15 protein-coding genes are annotated in these 20,979 nt (G+C 60.9%); all 15 read right to left on the reverse strand.

Translation table 11 applies throughout. The features are described from left to right. Positions 1–47 precede the first annotated feature (47 nt). Positions 48–1,640, reverse strand: coding sequence for a type VI secretion system protein TssA (gene tssA, locus OHJ17_RS14300; RefSeq protein WP_023287567.1), 1,593 nt, complete (start codon positions 1,638–1,640; stop codon positions 48–50). Continuing rightward, the gene (locus tag OHJ17_RS14305; protein ID WP_023287566.1) at positions 1,637–5,065 is read right to left on the reverse strand and encodes an ImcF-related family protein; all 3,429 of its coding nucleotides are present in this window, start codon (positions 5,063–5,065) and stop codon (positions 1,637–1,639) included. Before OHJ17_RS14305 ends, tssA begins: the two co-directional genes overlap by 4 nt. Beyond that, positions 5,049–6,188, reverse strand: a complete 1,140-nt coding sequence (locus OHJ17_RS14310) for a hypothetical protein (protein WP_023287565.1) — start codon at positions 6,186–6,188, stop codon at positions 5,049–5,051. The genes OHJ17_RS14305 and OHJ17_RS14310 overlap by 17 nt, the downstream gene beginning before the upstream one ends. Next, positions 6,185–6,442 carry a PAAR domain-containing protein gene (locus tag OHJ17_RS14315; RefSeq protein ID WP_002902252.1) on the reverse strand — a complete coding sequence of 86 codons (258 nt, stop codon included), beginning with the start codon at positions 6,440–6,442 and terminating at the stop codon, positions 6,185–6,187. Before OHJ17_RS14315 ends, OHJ17_RS14310 begins: the two co-directional genes overlap by 4 nt. Before the next feature lie 20 nt (positions 6,443–6,462). Further along, positions 6,463–8,904: a T6SS phospholipase effector Tle1-like catalytic domain-containing protein gene (locus OHJ17_RS14320; protein ID WP_032432956.1), complete on the reverse strand. Its 2,442-nt coding sequence runs from the start codon at positions 8,902–8,904 to the stop codon at positions 6,463–6,465. After that, positions 8,892–9,422 carry a T6SS immunity phospholipase A1-binding lipoprotein Tli1-KP gene (gene tli1, locus OHJ17_RS14325; RefSeq protein ID WP_023287563.1) on the reverse strand — a complete coding sequence of 177 codons (531 nt, stop codon included), beginning with the start codon at positions 9,420–9,422 and terminating at the stop codon, positions 8,892–8,894. Before tli1 (OHJ17_RS14325) ends, OHJ17_RS14320 begins: the two co-directional genes overlap by 13 nt. A 67-nt stretch (positions 9,423–9,489) precedes the next feature. Beyond that, positions 9,490–10,020 carry a T6SS immunity phospholipase A1-binding lipoprotein Tli1-KP gene (gene tli1 / locus OHJ17_RS14330; protein ID WP_023287562.1) on the reverse strand — a complete coding sequence of 177 codons (531 nt, stop codon included), beginning with the start codon at positions 10,018–10,020 and terminating at the stop codon, positions 9,490–9,492. A gap of 67 nt (positions 10,021–10,087) precedes the next feature. Further along, positions 10,088–10,615, reverse strand: coding sequence for a T6SS immunity phospholipase A1-binding lipoprotein Tli1-KP (tli1, locus tag OHJ17_RS14335; protein ID WP_023287561.1), 528 nt, complete (start codon positions 10,613–10,615; stop codon positions 10,088–10,090). Positions 10,616–10,678: 63 nt separating this feature from the next. Continuing rightward, complete coding sequence (locus OHJ17_RS14340) at positions 10,679–11,458, reverse strand: DUF4123 domain-containing protein (protein ID WP_004214314.1); 780 nt, start codon at positions 11,456–11,458, stop codon at positions 10,679–10,681. After that, positions 11,459–13,828 carry a type VI secretion system Vgr family protein gene (locus OHJ17_RS14345; RefSeq protein WP_072223230.1) on the reverse strand — a complete coding sequence of 790 codons (2,370 nt, stop codon included), beginning with the start codon at positions 13,826–13,828 and terminating at the stop codon, positions 11,459–11,461. Between the two features lies 1 nt (position 13,829). Then, positions 13,830–16,484: a type VI secretion system ATPase TssH gene (tssH, locus tag OHJ17_RS14350; RefSeq protein ID WP_032432951.1), complete on the reverse strand. Its 2,655-nt coding sequence runs from the start codon at positions 16,482–16,484 to the stop codon at positions 13,830–13,832. A 264-nt stretch (positions 16,485–16,748) separates the two neighbouring features. Further along, positions 16,749–17,240: a type VI secretion system effector Hcp gene (gene hcp, locus OHJ17_RS14355; protein ID WP_002902160.1), complete on the reverse strand. Its 492-nt coding sequence runs from the start codon at positions 17,238–17,240 to the stop codon at positions 16,749–16,751. A gap of 4 nt (positions 17,241–17,244) precedes the next feature. Then, a complete protein-coding gene (locus OHJ17_RS14360) occupies positions 17,245–18,951 on the reverse strand; it encodes an OmpA family protein (protein WP_032432949.1) in 1,707 nt (568 codons plus the stop codon). Beyond that, positions 18,948–19,637, reverse strand: coding sequence for a type VI secretion system protein TssL, short form (tssL, locus tag OHJ17_RS14365; protein ID WP_004176431.1), 690 nt, complete (start codon positions 19,635–19,637; stop codon positions 18,948–18,950). The genes OHJ17_RS14360 and tssL overlap by 4 nt, the downstream gene beginning before the upstream one ends. Continuing rightward, positions 19,634–20,977 (reverse strand): type VI secretion system baseplate subunit TssK, encoded by a 1,344-nt coding sequence (tssK, locus tag OHJ17_RS14370; protein WP_250950012.1) that lies wholly within the window; start codon positions 20,975–20,977, stop codon positions 19,634–19,636. Before tssK ends, tssL begins: the two co-directional genes overlap by 4 nt. Positions 20,978–20,979 lie beyond the last annotated feature (2 nt).

Below are 20,979 nucleotides of genomic sequence, written 5' to 3' on the forward strand. Positions count from 1 at the left end.
TGCAGAGAACCGCAGGTGCAGGGAGTGCAATGTGAATGATGCGTGAATTATGCGCACAGCACCGCGGCGCGAGCAGGATCCAGAGCGATGAGCCCGGCAAGCAATGACTCCATTTCTGGCAGCAAGCGATTTTTTTCTGCCTCACTGCGCCCGGCCTTGCCTCTGAGCAGCCGGAGTCGGCGGGCTTTGACCTCAAAGATAAGCTCCGGCTTCCATTGTTCGAGCGTCATTTCCCGGGCGCGGCTGTCGAGTTCCGCCAGCAGATGCAGCGCCATTTCATTTTTTCCGTACTGCTCGCTGACCCGCGCCATCAGTAAGCGCATCAGCCACCGATTGCGGCTGGTGGTATAGCCCGGCTGCGCCTGTAACCAGTTCAGCGCCGACTCAATACCTTTATCGTCCGCGCGGGTGAGCACTTCTGGCTCCAGCGACAGCACCTCATCAGCGCTGGTCGCCGCCATTACCGGCTCATCTTGCCATCCGGCCATCTCATCCAGGACACGTTCGTTAAGCCAGTTGAGCGTCACTTCATCGGCGAATGGCGTACCATCGTTAAACGCCAGGGTTTCCAGCCCCGGCAGACGAGCCAGCAGCCCTTTCATATCCCGGCACAGGATATCGGCCCGTACACTGTCAGCATCCAGTTTCAGCAACGCCTGCCAGGCGTACCACTGCACATCCAGCCACAGATGGTTGACGCCTTGCGCCAACAGCGTGTCCGTATGCTCCAGCAGTTCCGACCAGCTTTTCTGTAAATACAAACGCTTAAGATGGGCTTTACTCTCAGGCTTGGGAGGCAATAGCCGTGTCCGGCCGGAGGCATCCAGCGGCGGTAACTCCGTTAACGTATCCCAACGCACACTCTTCATCAGATGATGACCTGCCAGCCATCCGCCGGGACACTCACGCAGATATTTCGCCAGCACCTTAGCCTGATCGAGCAAATCACGACCTGACGTGACGGTATGCATTACCGGTGCGGTGTCCGTATGTTGGGGTAGCAGATCGTGTTCTTCGCGGCTGGTCTGCGGCACCAGACTGTGGGCTCCGCCGCTTTGCACCAGGCGGTTCTCCAGTATCTGATATAGCCCGGAAAGATCGGGGCGAGATGCTTCAGCCAAGCCGGAAAAAGTGGCTTCCGCCAGCAATAACGCCCCGATAATGACCTGCATAGTGGTCATGTCGACTTCCGGATAAAGAGACAGACTGTCCGACATCCGGCGACTGCCAAGCCATTCCAGCGCTGATTTACAGCTACGTTCACGCTGTGGATGGAGCATAGCCCCAAACCGCTCAAGCATTGCCGCCAGCAGCGTAACGCCCTCCGCCAGACCGGTTTCACCATCCCGCTGCAGACGCGCCCACACGTAAAAGGTGATCACGCGCAGATCCTTGCAGGTCTGAGTCAGCAGTTTTTCTGCCAGCTGGCAAATCAGTTCGGTATCGACGCCGGAGATCTTATTGACCTCATCGCGGATACGCTGAAAATCATCGTCATAGCCCGGATCGTCCCCGGTTGGTTGGGCGTCACTGATTGGCGCAAGCCAGGACTGCCACTGCGCCTGACGTGACCGGGCCTGCTGGCGCAGTACGCTTTCATCCAACTGACTGGCGGCAACCAAATTTTGTAAAATACTCATAATTCCATCTCATCCATGTCACTATTCCCTACCCCCGTCGTCAGGACCTGTGCGCTCTCTGCCGCATCGACAATAAAAATCTGATCCGGCAGGGTCAATCCGCGCAGCGCCAGAAGCGCCAGCGGGCCACTCCCAAGCTGGGAGCGCAATACCCACTGCAGGGTGCGGCCATCCGGAGCGGAGAAGCTCATCATCCACTGGCTGCGATCCAGCGGATGGCGTTTACCCTGCTCCAGCCAGCGAATAAAACCCCAGGTACCGCTGTAGTCACCGAACAGGCGCGTGCCCGCATTGACGGTGGTCCAGGTAAGCAGAGTGCCGGGTTTATACGTCTCCCCCGGCCAGCGGAAAGTCTGCCAGTCGGCCATCTGATTGAAATAGCGCAGCTTTTGGCCGTCTATCGTCAGCTGTGTCTCGACAACCTCCGGGGCAGGCCTGGCCTGTAACTCAAAGCTGATCCCCTGGCTGCCGTCGGTGAAAAGAATGTCGGACAGCTGGCTTAGCTGGTTGATCGCGCGCAGAAAGGCCGGATTAAAGACCAGGCCGTGACTGTTGACCTTATCCGGCACCCATTGACTGCCTTCTTTATGCAGGACACCGTTCAGCTCCGTCGTGAGAAAACGTTCGATTCGCCCGCTGTCTTTGCGCACAAACTCAGCCAGCATCGGCAGGGAGGCGTCGCTTTTGCTGGCGGCAAACGGAAAGCGTCCGTCAAAGGCGGTGTGCCAGTTGGCGACCACCGAGCGGCGCCATTTATCATTCAGACTGGCCGCCGACGGCAGAAGCACGGTTTCCCAGGCCTGAGTCAGCGGCTGCACAAACAGAGTATTACCGAAGCCACTCCACTCTTCGCCAAGGCTTGCCGAAATCAGGCTACCGTACTGTTGCGTGTCGGTCAGGTCGACGCTTTTCCCCTGGAAGACGGTCTGCGCCAGGGTCTGCATCATCTCCTGCGGATCGGAAGCATTCGCAACCTGCTGCAGGCGCAGGCGCACGCGGGTGATACGGGTCAGATAGGTTTGCAGGCTCAGGGTGCTATCGGCCGACATGACGTTGCTGCCCGTGTTTTTCCCCATCAGCTGGAGCAGTGGGCCGAACGTGTCATCCAGAGGCCCCTGCGGGCCCGCGGCCGACTGGTCGATGACCGGCTTGTCTTTCCCGCCCACCAGATCTTTGGCCGATTTAATAAGGCTGTCCGACAGCCCCTCCCTTTGTTGCCCCGCCTGCCCCTGCCAGGCAAGGGTATTCATCAGGGCAATCAGCGGCGACTGGCGGACATCGCTAATCAGCGTGAGCTGGTCGGTAACATCGGCGATATTGGTCGCCGGATTAAGTCGCAGACTGTTGAGAAAATTCAGCCAGCTGCCGGCGAAATCGGTGAAGTAGCGTCGGGTCAGACGCGCTTTCAGCGCCTCCGGCGACAGGTCTGTCGACACCGTTTTGCGCGAATCGCTCAGCACCCAGTCGATTTCCTCCCGGCGCGAGCTGGCTGCCTTATCAATGGCCTGCTGAATGCCGCCTTCCCATGCCTGGCGGGTAAACATCCCCGGGACCACTTCATCGGTGGTAAACAGGCGGCGCGCGTCGGTGCCACTGGTCATGTCTTCCAGCGATACATCGGCAAAATTACGACGCACGGATTTGAGCATGTTCTCATATAAGGTGCTTTCGGCATTGCGGCGACCTAGCTGCTGCAACAGAACCTGACGGCTCTGACTCACCCGTTGCGCATCCGGGATGATCTTCCACTCTGGCCGCTCGGGCAGCAGGGAGAGATAAAAGGCCCACAAATCCGGCGCCAGACTTTGCCACAGACCGGTCGAGATCCCCATTCGCGTCGGCTGGACCGTTTTCATGGTCTGCGCGAAAAATGCGCCATCGGCTTTATCCGGACGAGCCATCATCAGCCAGGCTTTCAGCTGGTCATAGCCCGGTTTCGCCAGCCTGGCTCGTTGGTCGCTATTGGGGGCGGAGTTGACCAGCGCGCTGAGCGCCTGCTGCAACGCGGCATTGGCCGGGTCACGTATCAGGCGATGATTTGCCACACCGTACCAGGGCAGGACGGCGTTTAATAGTTGCTGATGATGGTCCAGACCAAAGCGCCGATACCAGGGCGCTCCCTTCTGCCCATCGTGCACGAGACGGCCGGCCTCATTGCGCAGGGCATGGAGGGCCGTCAGTTGATAGTCAGAAACGGAGGGGTGGGCCACCAGGTCGCGGGCTTTTCCCGCTACCGAAGCAATCTGACTGTAATTGAGGGCAAAGGAGAGCAGCAGTCCCGCCGCCCACAGGCCGAGGATGGCCAGCAGACCGCACGCCAGGCCCCGCTCCCACGCCATTCCCACGTGATGCCCGCGTAAACGGCGGCAGTCATCGACGATCCCCAGCCAGGTGGCGGGCAGCGTCAGGAGATGAGGCTGGCCCGCAGGCGAGGTATCCGCCTCCTGATACGGATCTACGGTACGAGGCTCTGGCAGGCTAAACATCAGGCCTCGCAGCGCAAGCCGCTGCCGCGAGGCGGTCAGCCACGGCGCCAGCTGCCAGCGCCATTGCGCGATCCCCCCGTCGATAAGCTGCTGCCCCAGACGCAGCAGGAAGTCGTGGCGGGTCTCCTCCGCGATCTGGCGCATCCCCTGCTCCCGCAGCGTGGGCAGCATCTGCGCAAGCTGACGGGCGACATCGTCCTCGGTAGCGCGTAACGGGAAGCTAACCCCTACCGCCTGCACCGCGCGGTCAGCCTGCGGCCACTCACTATCGCACAGTTTCCACAGCCAGACCGGGGCGGCATAGCCCAGCAGTTCGCTGATTTTTTCCAGCCCGCGCAGGTCGCTCTCGCTTATCTGCGGCGTCAGGGTCAGAGACGACGGCATCACCCGCACAATCCCGTCCAGAGGACGACCGCGGCGCAGCTTGCGCAGCGCGATGTATTTTTCTCGGTCAGGCTCCGATGCAAGGCTGCCGCCGTAAATCAGCACGGTGCGGTTGCCTTCAAGCCAGTGCTGCTGACGCAGGCCAGGCACCAGTTGTTCGATTGCCGCCTCGTCGCCGGTGACTAAAAGCAGGCGGACTTTGCGCCGCCAGCGCAGGCGGTAACGTGCGTGAAGGTGCTTTTTCAGCGGGGCATAAAGGGCTTCGCCCCCGGCAGGCCTGGTGGGTTGCCGCACAGGCGCTGCTGAAGGCTTAACCTTATCTTTTATCAGCAGTCGAAAGGCCATAAACCCCAGTACCAGCAGGCTGAGTGCCATCCCCCAGATAATAAAGCCCGTGGCGATAAGCGGGCGCAGCGTTTCCCACTGCGTGGCACGATCCATCGCCCATAGCCACCATGCCAGCCCGCCCAGGAGCACCAGAAGCGTGACCGCAGCAATACAGACGATAACCGTAGCCGCCACAGAGATAGCGGCAGGTTTATTGACGTTGTCCATCAGGTTTTACAATTCCAATTGCGAGGGTATTCAAGGGATCGCGGGCTAGCCAGCCACACGGTTGTTGGTAGTGCGCGGCGTAGATCGCCGCCAGCGACAGGACGGTCAAGCCTTCCATCTCGCCGATGTCTCCCCAACAGGCATCCTGGCGATACAGGTTGATATCCCAACCGCTGTGCGCCAGCGCTTCCAGCCCCGGCTGAAAAAACAGCGCACAGGCTTCCGGGGGGCCGCTCAGTTCGTTCTGCTCCAGCACACGAGCGGCTACAGCAGTCAGGGCCTCCCCTTTTTCTGCGCAATAGATTTCTCCCCTGGTCAGGTGCACCGGACCGTCCCGTCCGGCGAGCCACAGTACTGCAGACTCTCCGGCGGGTTGCACCGCCCCCGTCTGGGCGACAACCACCTGACATCCGGCGATAAGCACAGTGTCATGGGGGTCAGCTTCCGCCAGAGCGTGTGCTATCTCCGCGAGGCTGGCCTCCCCACGCCAGGCATCCGGGCGTGATGGTAGTGTCATCTGCGCAACAGTGAGGGTCATCTGTGCACGAAACGCCTGCCAGGCGAGCTCCGTTCCCTGCCAGTAGCAACGCAGCGGCGGCGTAAGCGTTCTTTCACTGCGCTGTCGTTGCCATTCCATCACCAGTAGTTCCGCCAGCCGTTTTTCGCGGGCGATAGCCTCAGAAACTGAAAGGTATGGCGCTCGCAGCGCCCTGCCGCCGCCCTCGTTCTCTTCCTCTGGCGGACGCTGGTGACGGCTTAGCACCCGCAGCCAGTCAGTGGTCGTTTTGCCCATGGGCCCCAGTAACAGACCTTCCTGTAGCCCGATCGGCTGCCGATGCTCCGCCCACCATTGCTGTTGTTCGTATGCCACCAGTTGGTCATAGAACCTGGCGTTATGCACGCTCATGCGGTAGTACAGCAGCCGGATCAACCAGCCGGTACCTGCCAGCACCAGAGCCAACAGGATCCCGGTGGCGGCCAGGGCGCTTTTCCCTTCTGACGAGGGAAGTAAAGCGCTGACCCCGCCGCTAAGCAGGACCAGCAGGGCCGAAGCCGATAGCCACCTGGCCGTACCAGGCGGTCGCGCGTCTCTGTACGGGGGATACTCCGGTACCGGCCTCACTGATCAACCCCGCAGTCTGGGTTAGAGCTGACCAGCGTGCAGCCGCAGGCGCAGCGATGACCGTGCAGCGCAACCGGCTGGCCATCAATCGTGGTTCGTGCGCTGCCTTCAGCAATGGTCGTCATACCGTGTTTGTTACACTTGACCGGGTCGCCCTTGCAGGCGAACCCCAGCCCAAAACACTGATAATGCCCCATCAGCACCCTGCCCCCATACTCCCGCAGGGTATCGCCTTTGCGAATGACTTTATTCATCGGATCCTCCTTATCCGCGTTCAGACCGTTGTCGTCAGAACGTCCTCCAGCCAGCTGGCCGGCAGCGCGGCTTGCCCCCGCGCCAGCTGCTCGTCCGCTTTCCGCGCCTTTTGCTGTGCGACAACGGTTCCCGGCTCGTGGGTAAATGCCCGCAGCTGCTCCCCTCCGGGCAGCTCCGGCAGCGCTTCCCCGGTTATCTGGTCCAGCACCGCCACCTCCAGCGAGCGCACGGCGCCTGTCGCAGCCAGCCCGGCCAGCTTGCTGGTCAGGCGCTTTTGCCGGAAACTGAGCACGACACCCGCGGTCACGGTCGCAAAACCCACCAGGTCTCCGGCGAGCACCAGCGGCGAGAGCGGTTTACTGCAGCGCTCGCTGAAGTAAATCATCCGGTAGCGGAAGTAACCGGTCCACATCTCGCGCGTGCCGAGCGCGGCATACATAAACCAGGCGCGTGAGTCATGCACCTGGTCATCAAACAGCGCCCTCACCAGCCCGGCAGGCTGCTCCGCGTTGCTGGCCTCCCCGGCATCGGGAAAGAGGACGGCCACCCGGGCTTCTCCGTCACGCTTCATGCGCCGGTATTCCTGCGCTTCATCATCGGTATTGAGAACGAAAATCACCGGCTGCAGCACGGTATCCAGCACCAGCTGCGCCAGGTTATCCGGAATACGGTAACCGTCGTGGTAATCCTTTCCGAACTCCTTCGCCGCGTCGAACAGCTGGGTTTGATCCATCTTTGGGTCAAAATCCTTCACGCCCGGCTGCAGAACCAGCTCGTCCATCCTGTCAGGAGACTGGTTTGCTATCTGGTTCTGGCGAGCACTGAGCACCTTCTCCTGTTCTTTATCACGAATCACTTCTGCCGCCTTCCGTGCGGCAGGCAGCGCTTCGGTATTCGTGGCGCGCTGATAGAAGGGCGTTTTCAGCATCGAGCCTCTGGCATAGCGGTCGATGCGCCAGGCGGTGATCCAGGCCATCTGCTCAGCAATGACGGTTTCCAGACTGCCGCCGGCGGCAGGTGGTTCGTAGTGAGAGGCTGCTTCGGGATCGAACGTTTTCGGCGTGGTTTGGCCCAGGGTAAGTTCGCGCCAGGCGTTGAAGCGTGCACTTAAAACTTCAGATACAAAGAACTGAGAATCTAGATCAAGAGGAATGACTCTCCAACTTTGTGACTTAAATTTTTCAGGCAACGCCTGTTTAGGAACCTTTAACGGAGCGCCACAGTTAAACGCTGCTGAATACATGTCATGTAACACTATTTGAGACAACAAATGCCCATCATGTTCAGCATTCCCCTTCCCCTGCTCCCCCGGCGGATATCCTCCACCAATATCCGAGTGCATTCCCGGGTAAACCACCTCAATGGCACAGGGCGGGTATTTGCCGTTTGCCCGGCGCACAGAGTCCAGCGGAAAGCAGAGACGCTGCTCATGCCCGGAGACCAGGTGAACACATTTTTTTATCAGCCCGCCATAGGTTTCATCATCCGGCAGCTCCATCGTGCCGTCTGCCCAGGACATATGCCCGTCGGCAACCGGCACCACATGCGCCACCCCGACGGAGGCCACCGTATCCAGCAGCCCGAGAAACTCCACGCTGACGGGCAGCTGCATCCCGCCTGTCTGCAGGCACTGCGGCGGTTTTTCACCTTCCGCCGCCGGCGGGGGCAGCAGTTCGCTCAGCCAGCGCACAAAGGTGCGCGCCGCTGCCGCGCCGCGGGAAAAACCATAGACATACAGCTTGATGCCTGTCAGTTTCGGCTTGCCCGGCTCAGGCTGAATCAGCATCGGCATCAGTTTCGGGGCAAGACCATTCAGCAAGCGAGTGAACTCTTCATAGCGGTTATGGCTGCCGCCAAACCACAGCCGGTTCCAGCTGGTGCTCATTTCTTTCAGTGAACGACGACTCTCTGTGGTGGTCAGCCATTTTTCGGTGGCACTAAACATCAGCACATCGATTATGCGCAGCAGCGCCCAGTTAATCCGATCCTCCCCCTTAACTGCCCCCACCAGACCCATGGTGGAATAGTCCGGGTCATTCACTTCCGGGAAGGGGGTGCCCACGCCGGGCATATAGAATTTAAAATATTTCCCGTCCCCCTCGGCGTCATCATCAAACAGCTTGCTCTGATCGTCAGACGGCACCCCGCCAGCCGTTCCCGTTCCAATAGTCGCCCGAAACAGCCGGGCGATATTGGTCGGATGTTTCGGCTTCGCGATAAAAAAGTCATGATTTAAGTTATTGCCGGTACCGTCGAAAAACAGGCTGATGTGCAGCGTCTTGCAGCACGGCGGCTCCACGCGACGTCCGGCAGCCAGGCACAGTTCCTGGTGATAGCGCCGCTCGTCGCTGTTCTGCTGATGGCAGTTCTGCCCAACCTGCAGCGCCCGGCCCGGCAGACGTCCCTGCGGCGGAAACGGCGGCGGGACCCAGGCGGTATGGGTTTCGGTTATTTCGGACATACGGCGGGCTCCTTCATCCTGACGGGCTCTTTTATCGGATAGTTCACATTTCTCGGTGACCAGCAGCTGGTAGTCACCTTCACGTCATCGCAGGGTAAAAAGTGCACCGTAATGCCGCACACATCCTGGCCGTTATAGTCAGGCAGCGGAACGGTTTTGCTGTGCTGACGGTTCTGAGCCTTCATTTTCTTAACCCAGGCAAGGTACTTTTCATCATTACCAAAGCCAGGGGAACCTTCTGTATCACCCACCCCGGTTTCCCAGTCAACGCGCACCGTCATACCCGGCGTCCAGCGGGCGGGCACGCTGAAGCAGCAGCCGCCACCGCCTCCCTGGAACGGGCCTATAATGTCGATGCCCGACTGGCCATTGATACTGAAGTGGTTAATTGCCCATTTTGTGTGGTTGATGGCTTTTATTGTTCCGCCACCGCCGCCTCCGGCCTGTGCGGCAGGCTGTGCGCAGCCGGTTAACAGCAGCAGACCCGCCAGCAGCGGGCTGATTAATGCAGATTTCATCGGACTCTCCCTGTCGGTTTGAGGGTGATTAAGTGAGGGTGATGCCAGCCTGAATAAACGGGGCGTGCTACTTCGGACAGACGGCGGGCTCCTTCATCCTGACGGGCTCTTTTATCGGGTAGGACGGACTGCCGTAGGTGTAGCAGCTGGTGGTCACCATCACGTCATCGCAGGGTAAAAAGTGCACCGTAATGCCGCACACATCCTGGCCGTTATAGTCGGGCAGCGGAACGGTTTGGCTGTGCTGGCGTTTTTGGGCATCAATGTCTGCTATCCAGGCTTTATATTTAGCCCTGTCGGCAAACCCCGGGAAACCCGCGGATGAACCCTGCCCGGTTTCCCAGTCAACGCGCACCGTCATACCCGGCGTCCAGCGGGCGGGCACGCTGAAGCAGCAGCCGCCTCCGCCCCCCTGAAACGGGCCTATTGAATCGATGCCCGACTGGCCGTTGATACTGAAGTGGTTGATTGCCCATTTTGTGTGGTTGATGGCTTTTATTGTTCCACCACCGCCGCCTCCGGCCTGTGCGGCAGGCTGCGCGCAGCCGGTTAACAGCAGCAGCCCCGCCAGCAGCGGGCTGATTAATGCAGATTTCATCGGACTCTCCCTGTCGGGTGAGGGTAATGAAGGGATGGTGATGTCACCCCGGGGAAACGAAGGCGTGCTACTTCGGACATACGGCGGGCTCCTTCATCCTGACGGGCTCTTTTATCGGGTACGACGGACTGCCATAGGTGTAACAGCTGGTGGTCACCTTCACGTCATCGCAGGGTAAAAAGTGCACCGTAATGCCGCACACATCCTGGCCGTTATAGTCGGGCAGCGGGACAGTTTTGCTGTGCTGCCGATGACTGGCTTTTATTTTCTTTTCCCATTCAAGATATTTATTCCAGTTTTCATATCCCGGGAAATCATCAGTTGAAGCTTCCCCACTTTCCCAGTCAACGCGCACCGTCATACCCGGCGTCCAGCGGGCGGGCACGCTGAAACAGCAGCCGCCTCCGCCCCCCTGAAACGGGCCTATAATGTCGATCCCCGACTGGCCATTGACACTGAAGTGGTTGATCGCCCATTTTGTGTGGTTGATGGCGTCAATGGTGCCACCGCCGCCTCCGGCCTGTGCGGCAGGCTGTGCGCAGCCGGTTAACAGCAGCAGCCCCGCCAGCAGCGGGCTGATTAATGCAGATTTCATTGGACTCTCCCTGTCGGTTTGAGGGTAATGAAGAGAGGGGTGTACTCAGCCAGACCAGGCTTTTCATTCTGAAGGTCTCTCACTGGTTTTTACGTCGGCAAGCCACTTCTTCATTACCCAGTCTTCACGAGCGTCATCCAGAAGAAGACCCTGGCGTGTCGCCTCCACCATGCCCTGGTAACAGGCCGAAAACAGTGACTGTCTTGAGTCAAACATGCCCGCAGGCGGAGCACAGTGCGACAACATGACGATGACATCGCTGATACACATCAGATGCTCAAGCTGGCGATCGCTGAGTTCTATTTTTGGCGCCTTTTCATCGCGTTCCGGCAGGAGACCACTGCCCTTGATGCCTTTCGCCTGGCCGTCAAGATCCTGCCACGCCCAAAACAGGGCCGGACGCATCAATGGCTCTTGCTGCTCGTCACTGAGAATGTGCGTAAACAACAGCGGAAATACCCGGGTATCGTAAAAGCGTAAAATTCCGCTGCGCCCTTCCTGCAGAATATCCATACACTGCGTGAGCCAGTTCGCTAGCGCCGAAAAGGGCCAATATGTGCAGAACAGGAGCAGCGGCGCCTGGATGGCAAGTTGCTGGCTGATATCCTGTAACCAGCGCATTTGCTCAAGATCATCAAGCGTAAAGCGCGCCACCAGCGGAGCATCATCGACAATAAATGCTTCCGGAAGTCCATGAAAAAGCGACTGCCACTCAACTGACAGCGAATTCAGCGCCGGAATAACGGAAAAATCCACCCCCGCCTGATCGATAATGACATGCAGATAATCCGTTCCGAAAGCCCGACAGGTTCCGGCGACCTCCTCAATCCATTGTCTGGTCATCTATGCCTCCCGCGGCACGAAGCCCTGCGCCAGCGCCTGGGCTTTTTTAAGGCACTCTTTACACACCGATGCCGGTAGCTCAGGCAAGGGAAACTCCTCGCTGACCGGCCCCTGCAAATCATGCTGCCCCTTAAGGCTAATCACCCCCGGTCCGTGGATCTGTACCTCTCCCTGCGGGGTAAGACGGATATATGCGCCGCCGCAACCCAGGGTGATGCCATTTTTAGCCGTCAACTGCAGATGCCCCTGGGTTGACTGGACTGTGATATCTTTTAGCGCGGTCAGCGATAGAATATCGCCGTGCGACTCTACTTGCAGCGGACCTTTGGCGGAGACCAGCCTCATCCCCTCCTGTTGCGCCAGCAGTGAAATAGCCTGGCTGGCATTCAGAGAACAGCGCTGTGCCGTGGTGATGTTGACCTCTCCCAGGCTCTGCAGATACAGCCCGTTACCGCTGTGCAGGAGGGTTGTTTCCGGCGTGACTGCGGCAATCCCCTGCGGGGCCGACATCAGCAATGTCGGCTGTTTAAGATCGCTGGCGCCTGTGGTCAGTGCGCTTAATGGGCCGGTGTCTGGGATAACATTATGATGGGTTTGCGTAAGGCTTCCCCATTCCGTGACCTGATTCACCGCACCTTTCAGCAAACTGACCGCCGGCTCCATCGCCAGCACCTGCCCCTGAGCCTGCGCCTGTCCGTCCGCGCTGATAAACATCCCTTTCTGTGCCCGGATAGCTCCCCAGCTGTCGGTTCTCAGCTCAAAACCGTCCCCGCGCGGCTGCTTTTCAGCATCCACGAGATGGCCGAGGTTCAGCTGGCTCTTGCCGCCATACTCCGTCGAGAGCTTGATATGCTCTTTCCCGCGCTCATCGTCGAGGCGGATTTTGTTGTTGGCCGGGGTGCGCAGGACGTTACGTTTGTCATTGCGAATGGTGACGTGGTCGCCGTGCGCCGAGTCGTGCAGCACGCCCGCGATATACGGCCAGTCAGGGTTACCATCCTCAAAGCCAATCGCCACCTCCGTCCCCGCCAGCAGCGGCAGGTGCAGGCCGTAAGTGTCTCCGGCATACGGCCGCGACTGACGGACCCACAGGCTCTCGAACCCGGTTTCCCAGCGCGCCCGATCAAACAACATATTCACCCGGTAGCGCCCGTGTTTGTCGATATGCCCGTAGGTGTCGTTTTCCCGGGTGCTGGTCACGCGGGCCGGCAGCGTCCCGGCCATCACCGGACGCGCGCCGGGCTCAGGCCTGTAGCCGACGTCCGGGCTGTCCGGTATGCCGGCAAACTCCACCGCAAAGTCGGCATCGCGCCGGGCGTGGCTGTGCATCGCCGTGACGAGCACGCCATCAGCAAACTCCCCGGCCACCTCCTCTCCGCCGGTGACCTTCAGCACCTGTCCCGGGCAGAGCGTCGGGCAGCTGGTGGTGGCCTGCATCCGGGTCTGGCCGTTCAGATAACGCTCATGACGAAGCCGGGCGTAAAACGCCCCGGACTCCGGCGCCGGATGGCGGTCATGGACATTCCCCGCGGTCAGGTAGTTATCTCCCCAGTGGTAAGCCTCACCAAAGGTGGTGGTCTCCCCGCGGGTGACATCCACCTGCGCGTTCATGTCCGCCGTCGCCTCGCGGTAGTTGTAGTCGCGGGTACTGACCTGCTGCTCCACGACGCGGTGGCGGCATGCCATCTCCCACACCGCGTCCACCCCGGCCGACTGCTGCCCTGACGGCGGGACCGAAGGCAACGTCAGCCCCTTCTCATAGCCCTGCTGACTGTCGCAGAACTCAGCGACGTCGATGTGCAGCCGCGTGTCGGCGGTAAACCGAAACCAGATCCCCACCTCACCCAGCAGCCGGGTGATAAAGCGCAGGTCATCCTCGCCGTACTGCATCACCTGCTCGCGGCGCGGATACGTTTTTGTCAGCGAGAACAGAAAATCCTGACCGCGCAGGCCGTGGCGCTCGCGGAGGATTTTTTCCACAATCTGCGGAACGGACTGGTCCTGGTAAATGGCGTTCTGGTGCGAGCGGTTAAGCAGCGCCAGGCGCGGCTGAAGCGTCAGCGCGTAGTGCGTTTCATCCCTGGAGGTACTGAGCCGTTCAAACCCCGTCACCACGCCCTGGATCACCCGCACGGGTTGCTGAACATTGATGCCGAAGCCCTGAGCCACCGGCGCCTGCAGCGTCAGGGAGGCTGCCTTCATCAGCATCATCTCTTTGCTGATGGCATGGTCTGCGCTGGTGAATTCAATACGGTAGCGGAACGGCTGGCTCAGGGCTTCATCGCCCTCGAAGGCCAGCACATCAAGCCCGGCTTCACATCCCTTCACCGAAAGCAGGTGGTGGTTGTGGCTGAACAACAACGATTTCACGCTACTCATCGGCGATTGCCCCCTCGTCAAACGCCATCACGACGCCTTCCTCTTCGTGATACCCCAGCGTCACCTGGCGCGGTTTCTGCCCCGCCGCCATATGGCTCAATAGCTGCTGACTCAGCGCCGGCAGGATCTGCTGATTCAGCAGACTGTCGACGTTGCGGGCGCCGGTATCCGGCAGCAGGCAGGCCTCGGTTAGCGCGTCGAACAGGCTCTCGCTGAGGGTGGTGGTGATTCCGTAATGGCAAGCCAGACGCTGACTTACCTGCCCGAGCTTCATGCCGACAATGGCGCGCAGCGCTCCCGCCGGCAGCGGACGGTAAATCACCGTCTGGAAGCGGGCCAGCAGCGCCGGCTGGAAGTGGCCGCGCAGCACCGGGCGCAGCAGCTCGTGCAGGTCTGATTCGCTGGCCTGCGGCTGTTCATCCAGCAGCTGCATCAGGAGGTCGCTACCGAGGTTGGCGGTCATCAGGATCACGGTGTTGCGAAAGTCGATTTCACGCCCCTCGCCGTCGCGCATTACCCCCCGGTCGAAGACCTGGTAGAACAGGTTCATCACATCGCGATGGGCCTTTTCCACCTCATCGAGCAGCACCACGCTGTAGGGGCGTTTGCGCACCGCCTCGGTCAGGATCCCGCCCTGGCCGTAGCCGACGTAGCCGGGCGGAGAACCCTTCAGCTGGCTGACGGTGTGCGGCTCCTGGTACTCGGAGAGATTGATGGTGATCAGCGCTTTCTCGCCGCCGAACAGCGCATCGGCCAGGGCGAGCGCCGTTTCCGTTTTGCCGGTGCCGCTCGGCCCGACCAGCAGGAACACCCCTTGCGGACCGTTCTCCGGCGTCAGGCCGGTTTTCGCGGCGCGCAGGCGCCGGGCAATAGCGCTCAGGGCCGCCTCCTGGCCAACCACCCGTTTGCCGAGACTCTCTTCCAGACTCAGCAGCTCCGTCTGCTCATCTTTCATTAGCGAGGAGAGCGGCACGCCGGTCCAGTCGGCAATCACCGTCGCCACGGTGCGGACGTCGACGTCCAGCCCGAGCAGCGGATTGCCCTGCTGGACGGCGATAAGCGCGGTTTGTAGATCGCTAATTTCCGCCTGGCGGGAGATATCGCGGCGACAGGCGAGCAGCGCTTCCGTCAGCTGCAGCTCCTGACCATACTGAGTTTCAAGGGTATCCAGCGCCAGAATAAGGCGGATCTCCTCCTGCTCAATGGCCGCCAGCCGATCGCCGCGGGCGCTGTTGCCCAGCGCAATATCTTCCAGCAGCGCCTGCTTCTCCATTGCCAGCGCGGTGAGCTGCGCCTTCATGCGGGTCAGCGGCTGAGGCACGGTATCCAAACTCATACGCAGGCGGGCGGAAGCGGTGTCGAGTAAATCCACTGCCTTGTCCGGCAGCTGGCGGCCGGTGAGATAGCGTCGTGACAGCGTCACGGCGGCGCGCACCGCATCATCCGTGATATGCACGCCGTGGTGGTCGGCATAGCGGGACTTCAGGCCGCGCAGCATCAGGCAGGCGGTGTCGTCGTCCGGCTCATCCACCTTGACCATCTGAAAGCGGCGCTCCAGCGCGGCGTCGCGCTCGAAGTACTGCTTGTATTCAGACCAGGTGGTGGCGGCGATGGTCCGCAGCTCGCCCCGGGCCAGCGCCGGCTTCAACAGGTTGGCGGCATCCGCGCCGCCCGCCTGATTACCCGCGCCGATGATCGTGTGCGCCTCGTCGATAAACAGTAGCACCGGCGAAGGCGACTGCTGTACCGCCTCAATGATATTTTTCAGCCGCTGCTCGAACTCGCCTTTGACCCCGGCGCCGGCCTGCAGCAGACCGAGGTCAAGGGTGCGCACCGACACCGGCTTCAGCGCGTCGGGGACGTTGCCTTCGGCAATGCGCAGCGCCAGGCCTTCCACCAGAGCGGTCTTGCCCACGCCCGGCTCACCGACGAGGATCGGGTTGTTTTTTCGCCGACGGGAGAGAATATCCACCATCTGGCGGATTTCCGTGTCACGTCCGAACACCGGGTCAATCAGGCCGTCTCTGGCTTTGGCGGTGACGTCGAGAGTGAATTTGTCCAGCGCGTTCTGCAGCGCCGGGTTGAGCCCATCCGCTTTCAGTTCGCTGCCCGCGGGACGCCCCACAAATTCCACGTCCCCGCCATGGGGCTGCGCCAGCGCCGCTTCCTGCTGCGCTGGCGGACGTTCGTCGGACTGGGCATCAAGCAAGGGGCGCAGGCGTTCCAGCTGACGCTGGCCCAGCGTTAACAGCGGCCACAGGCCATCGCACTGGATCAGATTCTGTTTTTCAACCAGCGCCATCAGCAGGTGAACACTGCGGATCTGCGCTTCGCCGCTGAGCGAGGCAATCAGCCAGGCCTCCTGCATCAGCCTCAGGGTATGGTCAGAGAGCTGGGGACGATGACGTACCGAGCGCGGCTGTTTATCCAGCCAGTTCAGCAGATCCTCCCACAGCGCATCCATATCCCATTCATAGCGCCGCGCCAGCACCGTCAGATCGCCTTCCCCCTGTTCCAGCAGCTTAAGCAGCCAGTGCTCGGGCAGGATCTCGGCATGCGCCCGGGTCTGGCACAGGGAGGCCGCCCCCTCCATTGCGCGGGCACAGCAGGGATTAAGACGGCGTAACAGGTTGGCTGGATTTTCCATGAGATCCTCTCTTATTGGTTCCGGACACGCTACCGCCCGTCGCTGTTCCCGAACAGGAACCCCAAGCGCACAAGGTCAGGCAGACAGATTGTGTTTTTCTTTGCTGAGAACCCGTATCTCAGGCGCTCAGCAAAAAACGGCGGGCAGAGAAAGGCTGCCCGCATCAGGCGATCGCCAGCAATAATCCCCGGCCGCAGAGATAACGATGCGGCCGGGATGAGCGAACGTCGCCTGCGCGCCAGCGGCGCGAAATATGACGGGCAATTACGCGGTGGCGCGTTCGTTCCAGCTATCGGAGTGAATGATGTTGCCGTCTTTATAGGTCCAGGTGATCTTCTCGTAGCGCAGCTCAATCTGTTCCAGATGGTTGTGCTTCTCGTAGGCGGGGTTTTTGATGTCGTGCATCAGGGGATTCACTTTCACCACCTTGACGTTCTCAAGTTTGGTATTGAAATACTCCACTTCCTGGCCGGCATCGTTGATTCGGTACCACTTGAACTCAGCGGATTTCAGGGTCTGGCCGGTGGTCACTGCCTTGTACAGGTAGGGGCTGGAGGAGTCGATCTCCTTGGTGAACAGGAACGGCGTATGAATACGCGTGCCGGTCAGTTTGCCGGTGTTGTTATCGGTCGGGATGTACAGGTTATGCTCCTGAGCCACCACTTCGATACTGCCTTCACGATCCTGAACGTCGACAGACCCTTTAATGTCCGCGCCGCCGTCGTCTTTCAGCCAAAGATAAACAGGAATTGCCATGGAATTACTCTCCATTGTGTAGTGAAGCGCCATCATCCTGGGATGACGCAGAGGGTTGGTCCGGTAACCGGCAGGCGTCTACCTGCGGCACCAGACTGATTTCGACACGACGGTTCAGCGCACGGCCTTCCGGCGTATCGTTTGTTGCAATTGGTCGGCTTTCGCCATAGCCCTGAACGGCAAAGCAGCTGTCCGGCACGTCGCCGGTATCGCGCATCCAGTCGCGGACCGATTCCGCACGTTTCAGCGACAATAGCTGGTTGGCTTTTTCCTCACCCACGCTGTCGGTGTGACCCGCCACCACGATCAGCCACCCGGGCCTGGCCTTAATGTCCATCAGCGAGCTGACCAGCCGCTTTGTCGAACCAGGCTTCAGTACCCATTTCCCGGTATCGAATAGCGACATGCTGTCAAGGCGGATGACATCCGGCGCGACGCGCTGCACCGGCCTGGGCGGCGGCGGAGGCGGCACGTAACCGCGAATCGCCTCCAGCAACGGCAGGCGAATCTGCTCCCCGTGATACAAGCCCAGACTCAGGCGCAGCGGGACGCCGTTACGCGCCCAGCTATCAAGCAGCGCGGCATCTTCACGCAGCACCCTGACAGCGCTGGCTTTTGGTCGATAATCATCCATCGCAATCCGCTCATAACGGGCAATATCGACGCCCACGCGCTGCAGCAGTTGTCGATTATTCCAGCCACTGCTGAGCAGCGCGGCGACAGCCGCGAGGGTGAAAACCGCGAGCGCCGCGCGCCAGGCCCTGCCTCGTGGCGTGAGTCCCCGTCCCGCCGGTAACTGCGGCAGGATGAATTCCGGCAAAGCTGAAGCGTCCCCGGTGTCGCTCTCATCTGGCTGCCAGCCAGCTACCCGCGACAGGCCGCTATGTCGGGATAACCACGTCGTCCAGGCCGACGATGCCAGACTTCCAGGCAGCGAGGGCCCGAGGCCCCACAGCACGGCCGCAGGGGTCAGAGGTGGCAGGTCGGTATTCTCTTCCGTCAACACGGCATGGACGTACTGTTCAGACCAGCCCATCAGGCTGTTCATCAGCACCTGCTGCTCCAGCGCGGCCGCCCCGCCGGCGCGTACCCAGGCCGGTACGGAACAGGGGGCGCAGGAGGGCTGCCAGACTTTCACCGCTTCACCCGGTATCGCCGCCTGCCACAACAGGTCGCGACTCATCGCGCTGCCCACCTGCCCCTGCAGCGCCAGCGGTACGGCATACCCCGTCTGCTGGCGCAGCTGGCTGAGTTGCCAGCGCAGGGCCAGCAGAGCGCTGGTCAGCGCATCGCTTTGCGCATGCCGCTGCGGGCAGACGCAGAGCAGCACCGACAGCTGAGGCCCCCATTCCGGCCGCTGGCTCAATACCTGGCGCGCGACCTGCTGCAGCTCCTCCGTCTTTTCCACGCGGATCCAGCAGCCCTGTTTGACCACTCGCACCGGTGACGCTGGCGGCCAGACACACGGCAGGTCGCCGCAAACGAGGACCACCGGCTGGCGATAAGCGCCCTCCGGGAGAGGGGCCAGGGTTGATGCGACGTTACGTCCGGTACGACGACTGGCGATGCGCCAGATCCCGATGATCAGGGCCAGCGTGACCAGCAGAATGAGCCACGCCCCCCAGCGGGGAACCGGCAAAAATAGCAGGCACACCAGCGCACTCAGCAGACTGGCCCACAGCGCCAGCCCACGCTGCTGCGCGGGGCTCATTTCACCTCCCCCGGTAACAAGGTCAGCAGCAGGTGATCGAGCCAGTGGTTGAGCCCCCACCACAGGGCGAGTACCACTACCACGCTCAGGCCAATACGTACCGGCCATGGGGCCAGCCAGCCGCTTATCCCCAGACCGGCGCGACTCTCTACCAGTACGGGAGCGGTAGCCGGGCACTGAAAAGGAGGAACACGCTCACCGAGCGCGTTGACCAGCTTCAGGCGCTCGGGGTCGTGGAGGGAGCGAAAGCTGCCAATAAAACCCAGCAGCATCACCCGCTGAAAACAGGTGACCACGGCCAGGTTGGGCGCCGGTTCACGCAACACATCACGCATCCGCTCGCACAGGGTGTCGCCGGCGTCCATGGTGCCGAGGAAGTGCCCCTGCAGCGGAATGTCATACCACTGCAGGCAGGCCTCATCCTCCACGCCGCGACCTTTCACGGCTTCATCGAGCAGCGCGCACTGGGCGGTGAGAATATGCTGACAGCTGGCGTCATCAAGCCCGCTCGCCTTCAGCTCATGTTGCACGCGCTCGACATCAGCGATACAGCGCTGCCATAGCGTGTACCCTTCCTCATCGCGGAACTGCGGGCCGTGGCGCAGGCTGATAACCTGCAGCCAGGTGTTCTGCAGCAGCGCATCAATATCAATGGACGCGGCGTTGCCGCGTTTAGGCTCATTCACGTTCGTAGTACCGCAAAAAGTTCAAGTTCAGGCTCACCGAGCATCCCCGGGACGTAAAACATACAGGTGCCGCTCTGCAGCATTTCCGTCGCCAGAGGGTGGGACACATCGAGGCTGAAATACTGATTTTCCAGACGCAGCGGGATCGCCGCCGGCACATGACGCAATGGCGTGAGGGGCACCCCTGTCCGCGAGGAGTTGACGATGGCTTTGACATGATCCGGACTGCCCACTTTGCACTGTCGCGGAAACTGCTCCTGCAGTTGGGCGACCGGTACCGACGAACGAACCGACAGGTAGTAATCAGCCCCTTCCCGCAGCCGGGCATCGTGCAGACGCGCCTGCCAGAAGTGCAGCCGGGCATCATGCTCCAGCGCAATCGCCACCACCCGCGATGGCAGGCTCGCCTCCAGCAGGTCGCTCAGTAAATCAAACAGCGGCGGAAAAACCGCGTTCAGCTGGTCATGCTGATAGATCGGGACGGCATTCGCCTGATGGGTGAGCGAAAAGGTCAGCAGGCTACCAGCCAGGCGCGCCAGCTCCGGGTAGAGGCGTTCCGGCGGGCTTTGCCGGTAACGCAGAAAGTACCCCAGCACCGGTTCGGCGCTGTTCAGCGCATTCAGCAACCAGAACAGAGAGACATCGGCTACGGCAAAATCAGCCATCCGTTCATTGCTTTCGCGACGCATGGCCATCAGGCGCGTCAGACGAGCCCGGAGCTGGATGAGCAGCTGTTCAAGCTGCGTCGCCAGCCAGCGGCTGCCCTGGATCTGCAGCAGCGGCGGGAGAAACGTCTCGTCGATAAGCCAGGCCCCCTGCGAGTCCCGCTGCAGGCGAACAAGCGGACAGGTCAGGTAATCGCTGTTGTCCTGGTGGGCGAAGCGGAGGGTCAGCTCCGGCTGTATGACGGCAATCTGCCGGGTATCATCCCCAAACTGGTTACGGACATCGCGCCAGCGCTGCCGGAAGCGCGCCGGCCTTTCGGCCACCTTCTCCGGCTTCAGACAGTTGCCGCCATTCGCCTGCATCAGGGGCAGCGCCAGCACGATCACCGCCTCGCCGGATGCGCCGTCCAGCGACAGCGCGGACGGCAGCGCATCGGCATTGTCCGTATCAATCATCGTGCCATCCTGGAACCGGACCTGCAGCCTGTGAGCCTGCAGGCGGCCCAGTTTGAGCATCTCTGGTTCGAAGGTCGCCTCAACCACTCCCCAGGGGTGGTTAAGACCCATCCGGGCAATCACTTCCGCAGTCCAGGCTGCATACGCAGCCTGCTGTTGAAAATGCTGAGGCGACACCATAATGCCCCGGCCCCACAACGGACGTTCCGTTTTCATCATCG

This window comes from Klebsiella sp. KP20-425-1, assembly GCF_025813515.1.
In the GTDB taxonomy this organism is placed as follows: Bacteria; Pseudomonadota; Gammaproteobacteria; order Enterobacterales; family Enterobacteriaceae; genus Klebsiella; species Klebsiella pneumoniae.

Bases quoted from the DNA above. Each gene is read 5' to 3' on its own strand.
- tssA (WP_023287567.1), bottom strand. From the start codon at position 1,640: ATGAGTATTTTACAAAATTTGGTTGCCGCCAGTCAGTTGGATGAAAGC.
- tssK (WP_250950012.1), bottom strand. From the start codon at position 20,977: ATGATGAAAACGGAACGTCCGTTGTGGGGCCGGGGCATTATGGTGTCG.
- tli1 (WP_023287561.1), bottom strand. From the start codon at position 10,615: ATGAAATCTGCATTAATCAGCCCGCTGCTGGCGGGGCTGCTGCTGTTA.
- OHJ17_RS14305 (WP_023287566.1), bottom strand. From the start codon at position 5,065: ATGGACAACGTCAATAAACCTGCCGCTATCTCTGTGGCGGCTACGGTT.
- OHJ17_RS14360 (WP_032432949.1), bottom strand. From the start codon at position 18,951: ATGAGCCCCGCGCAGCAGCGTGGGCTGGCGCTGTGGGCCAGTCTGCTG.
- OHJ17_RS14320 (WP_032432956.1), bottom strand. From the start codon at position 8,904: ATGTCCGAAATAACCGAAACCCATACCGCCTGGGTCCCGCCGCCGTTT.
- tli1 (WP_023287562.1), bottom strand. From the start codon at position 10,020: ATGAAATCTGCATTAATCAGCCCGCTGCTGGCGGGGCTGCTGCTGTTA.
- tssH (WP_032432951.1), bottom strand. From the start codon at position 16,484: ATGGAAAATCCAGCCAACCTGTTACGCCGTCTTAATCCCTGCTGTGCC.
- OHJ17_RS14340 (WP_004214314.1), bottom strand. From the start codon at position 11,458: ATGACCAGACAATGGATTGAGGAGGTCGCCGGAACCTGTCGGGCTTTC.
- hcp (WP_002902160.1), bottom strand. From the start codon at position 17,240: ATGGCAATTCCTGTTTATCTTTGGCTGAAAGACGACGGCGGCGCGGAC.
- OHJ17_RS14315 (WP_002902252.1), bottom strand. From the start codon at position 6,442: ATGAATAAAGTCATTCGCAAAGGCGATACCCTGCGGGAGTATGGGGGC.
- tli1 (WP_023287563.1), bottom strand. From the start codon at position 9,422: ATGAAATCTGCATTAATCAGCCCGCTGCTGGCGGGTCTGCTGCTGTTA.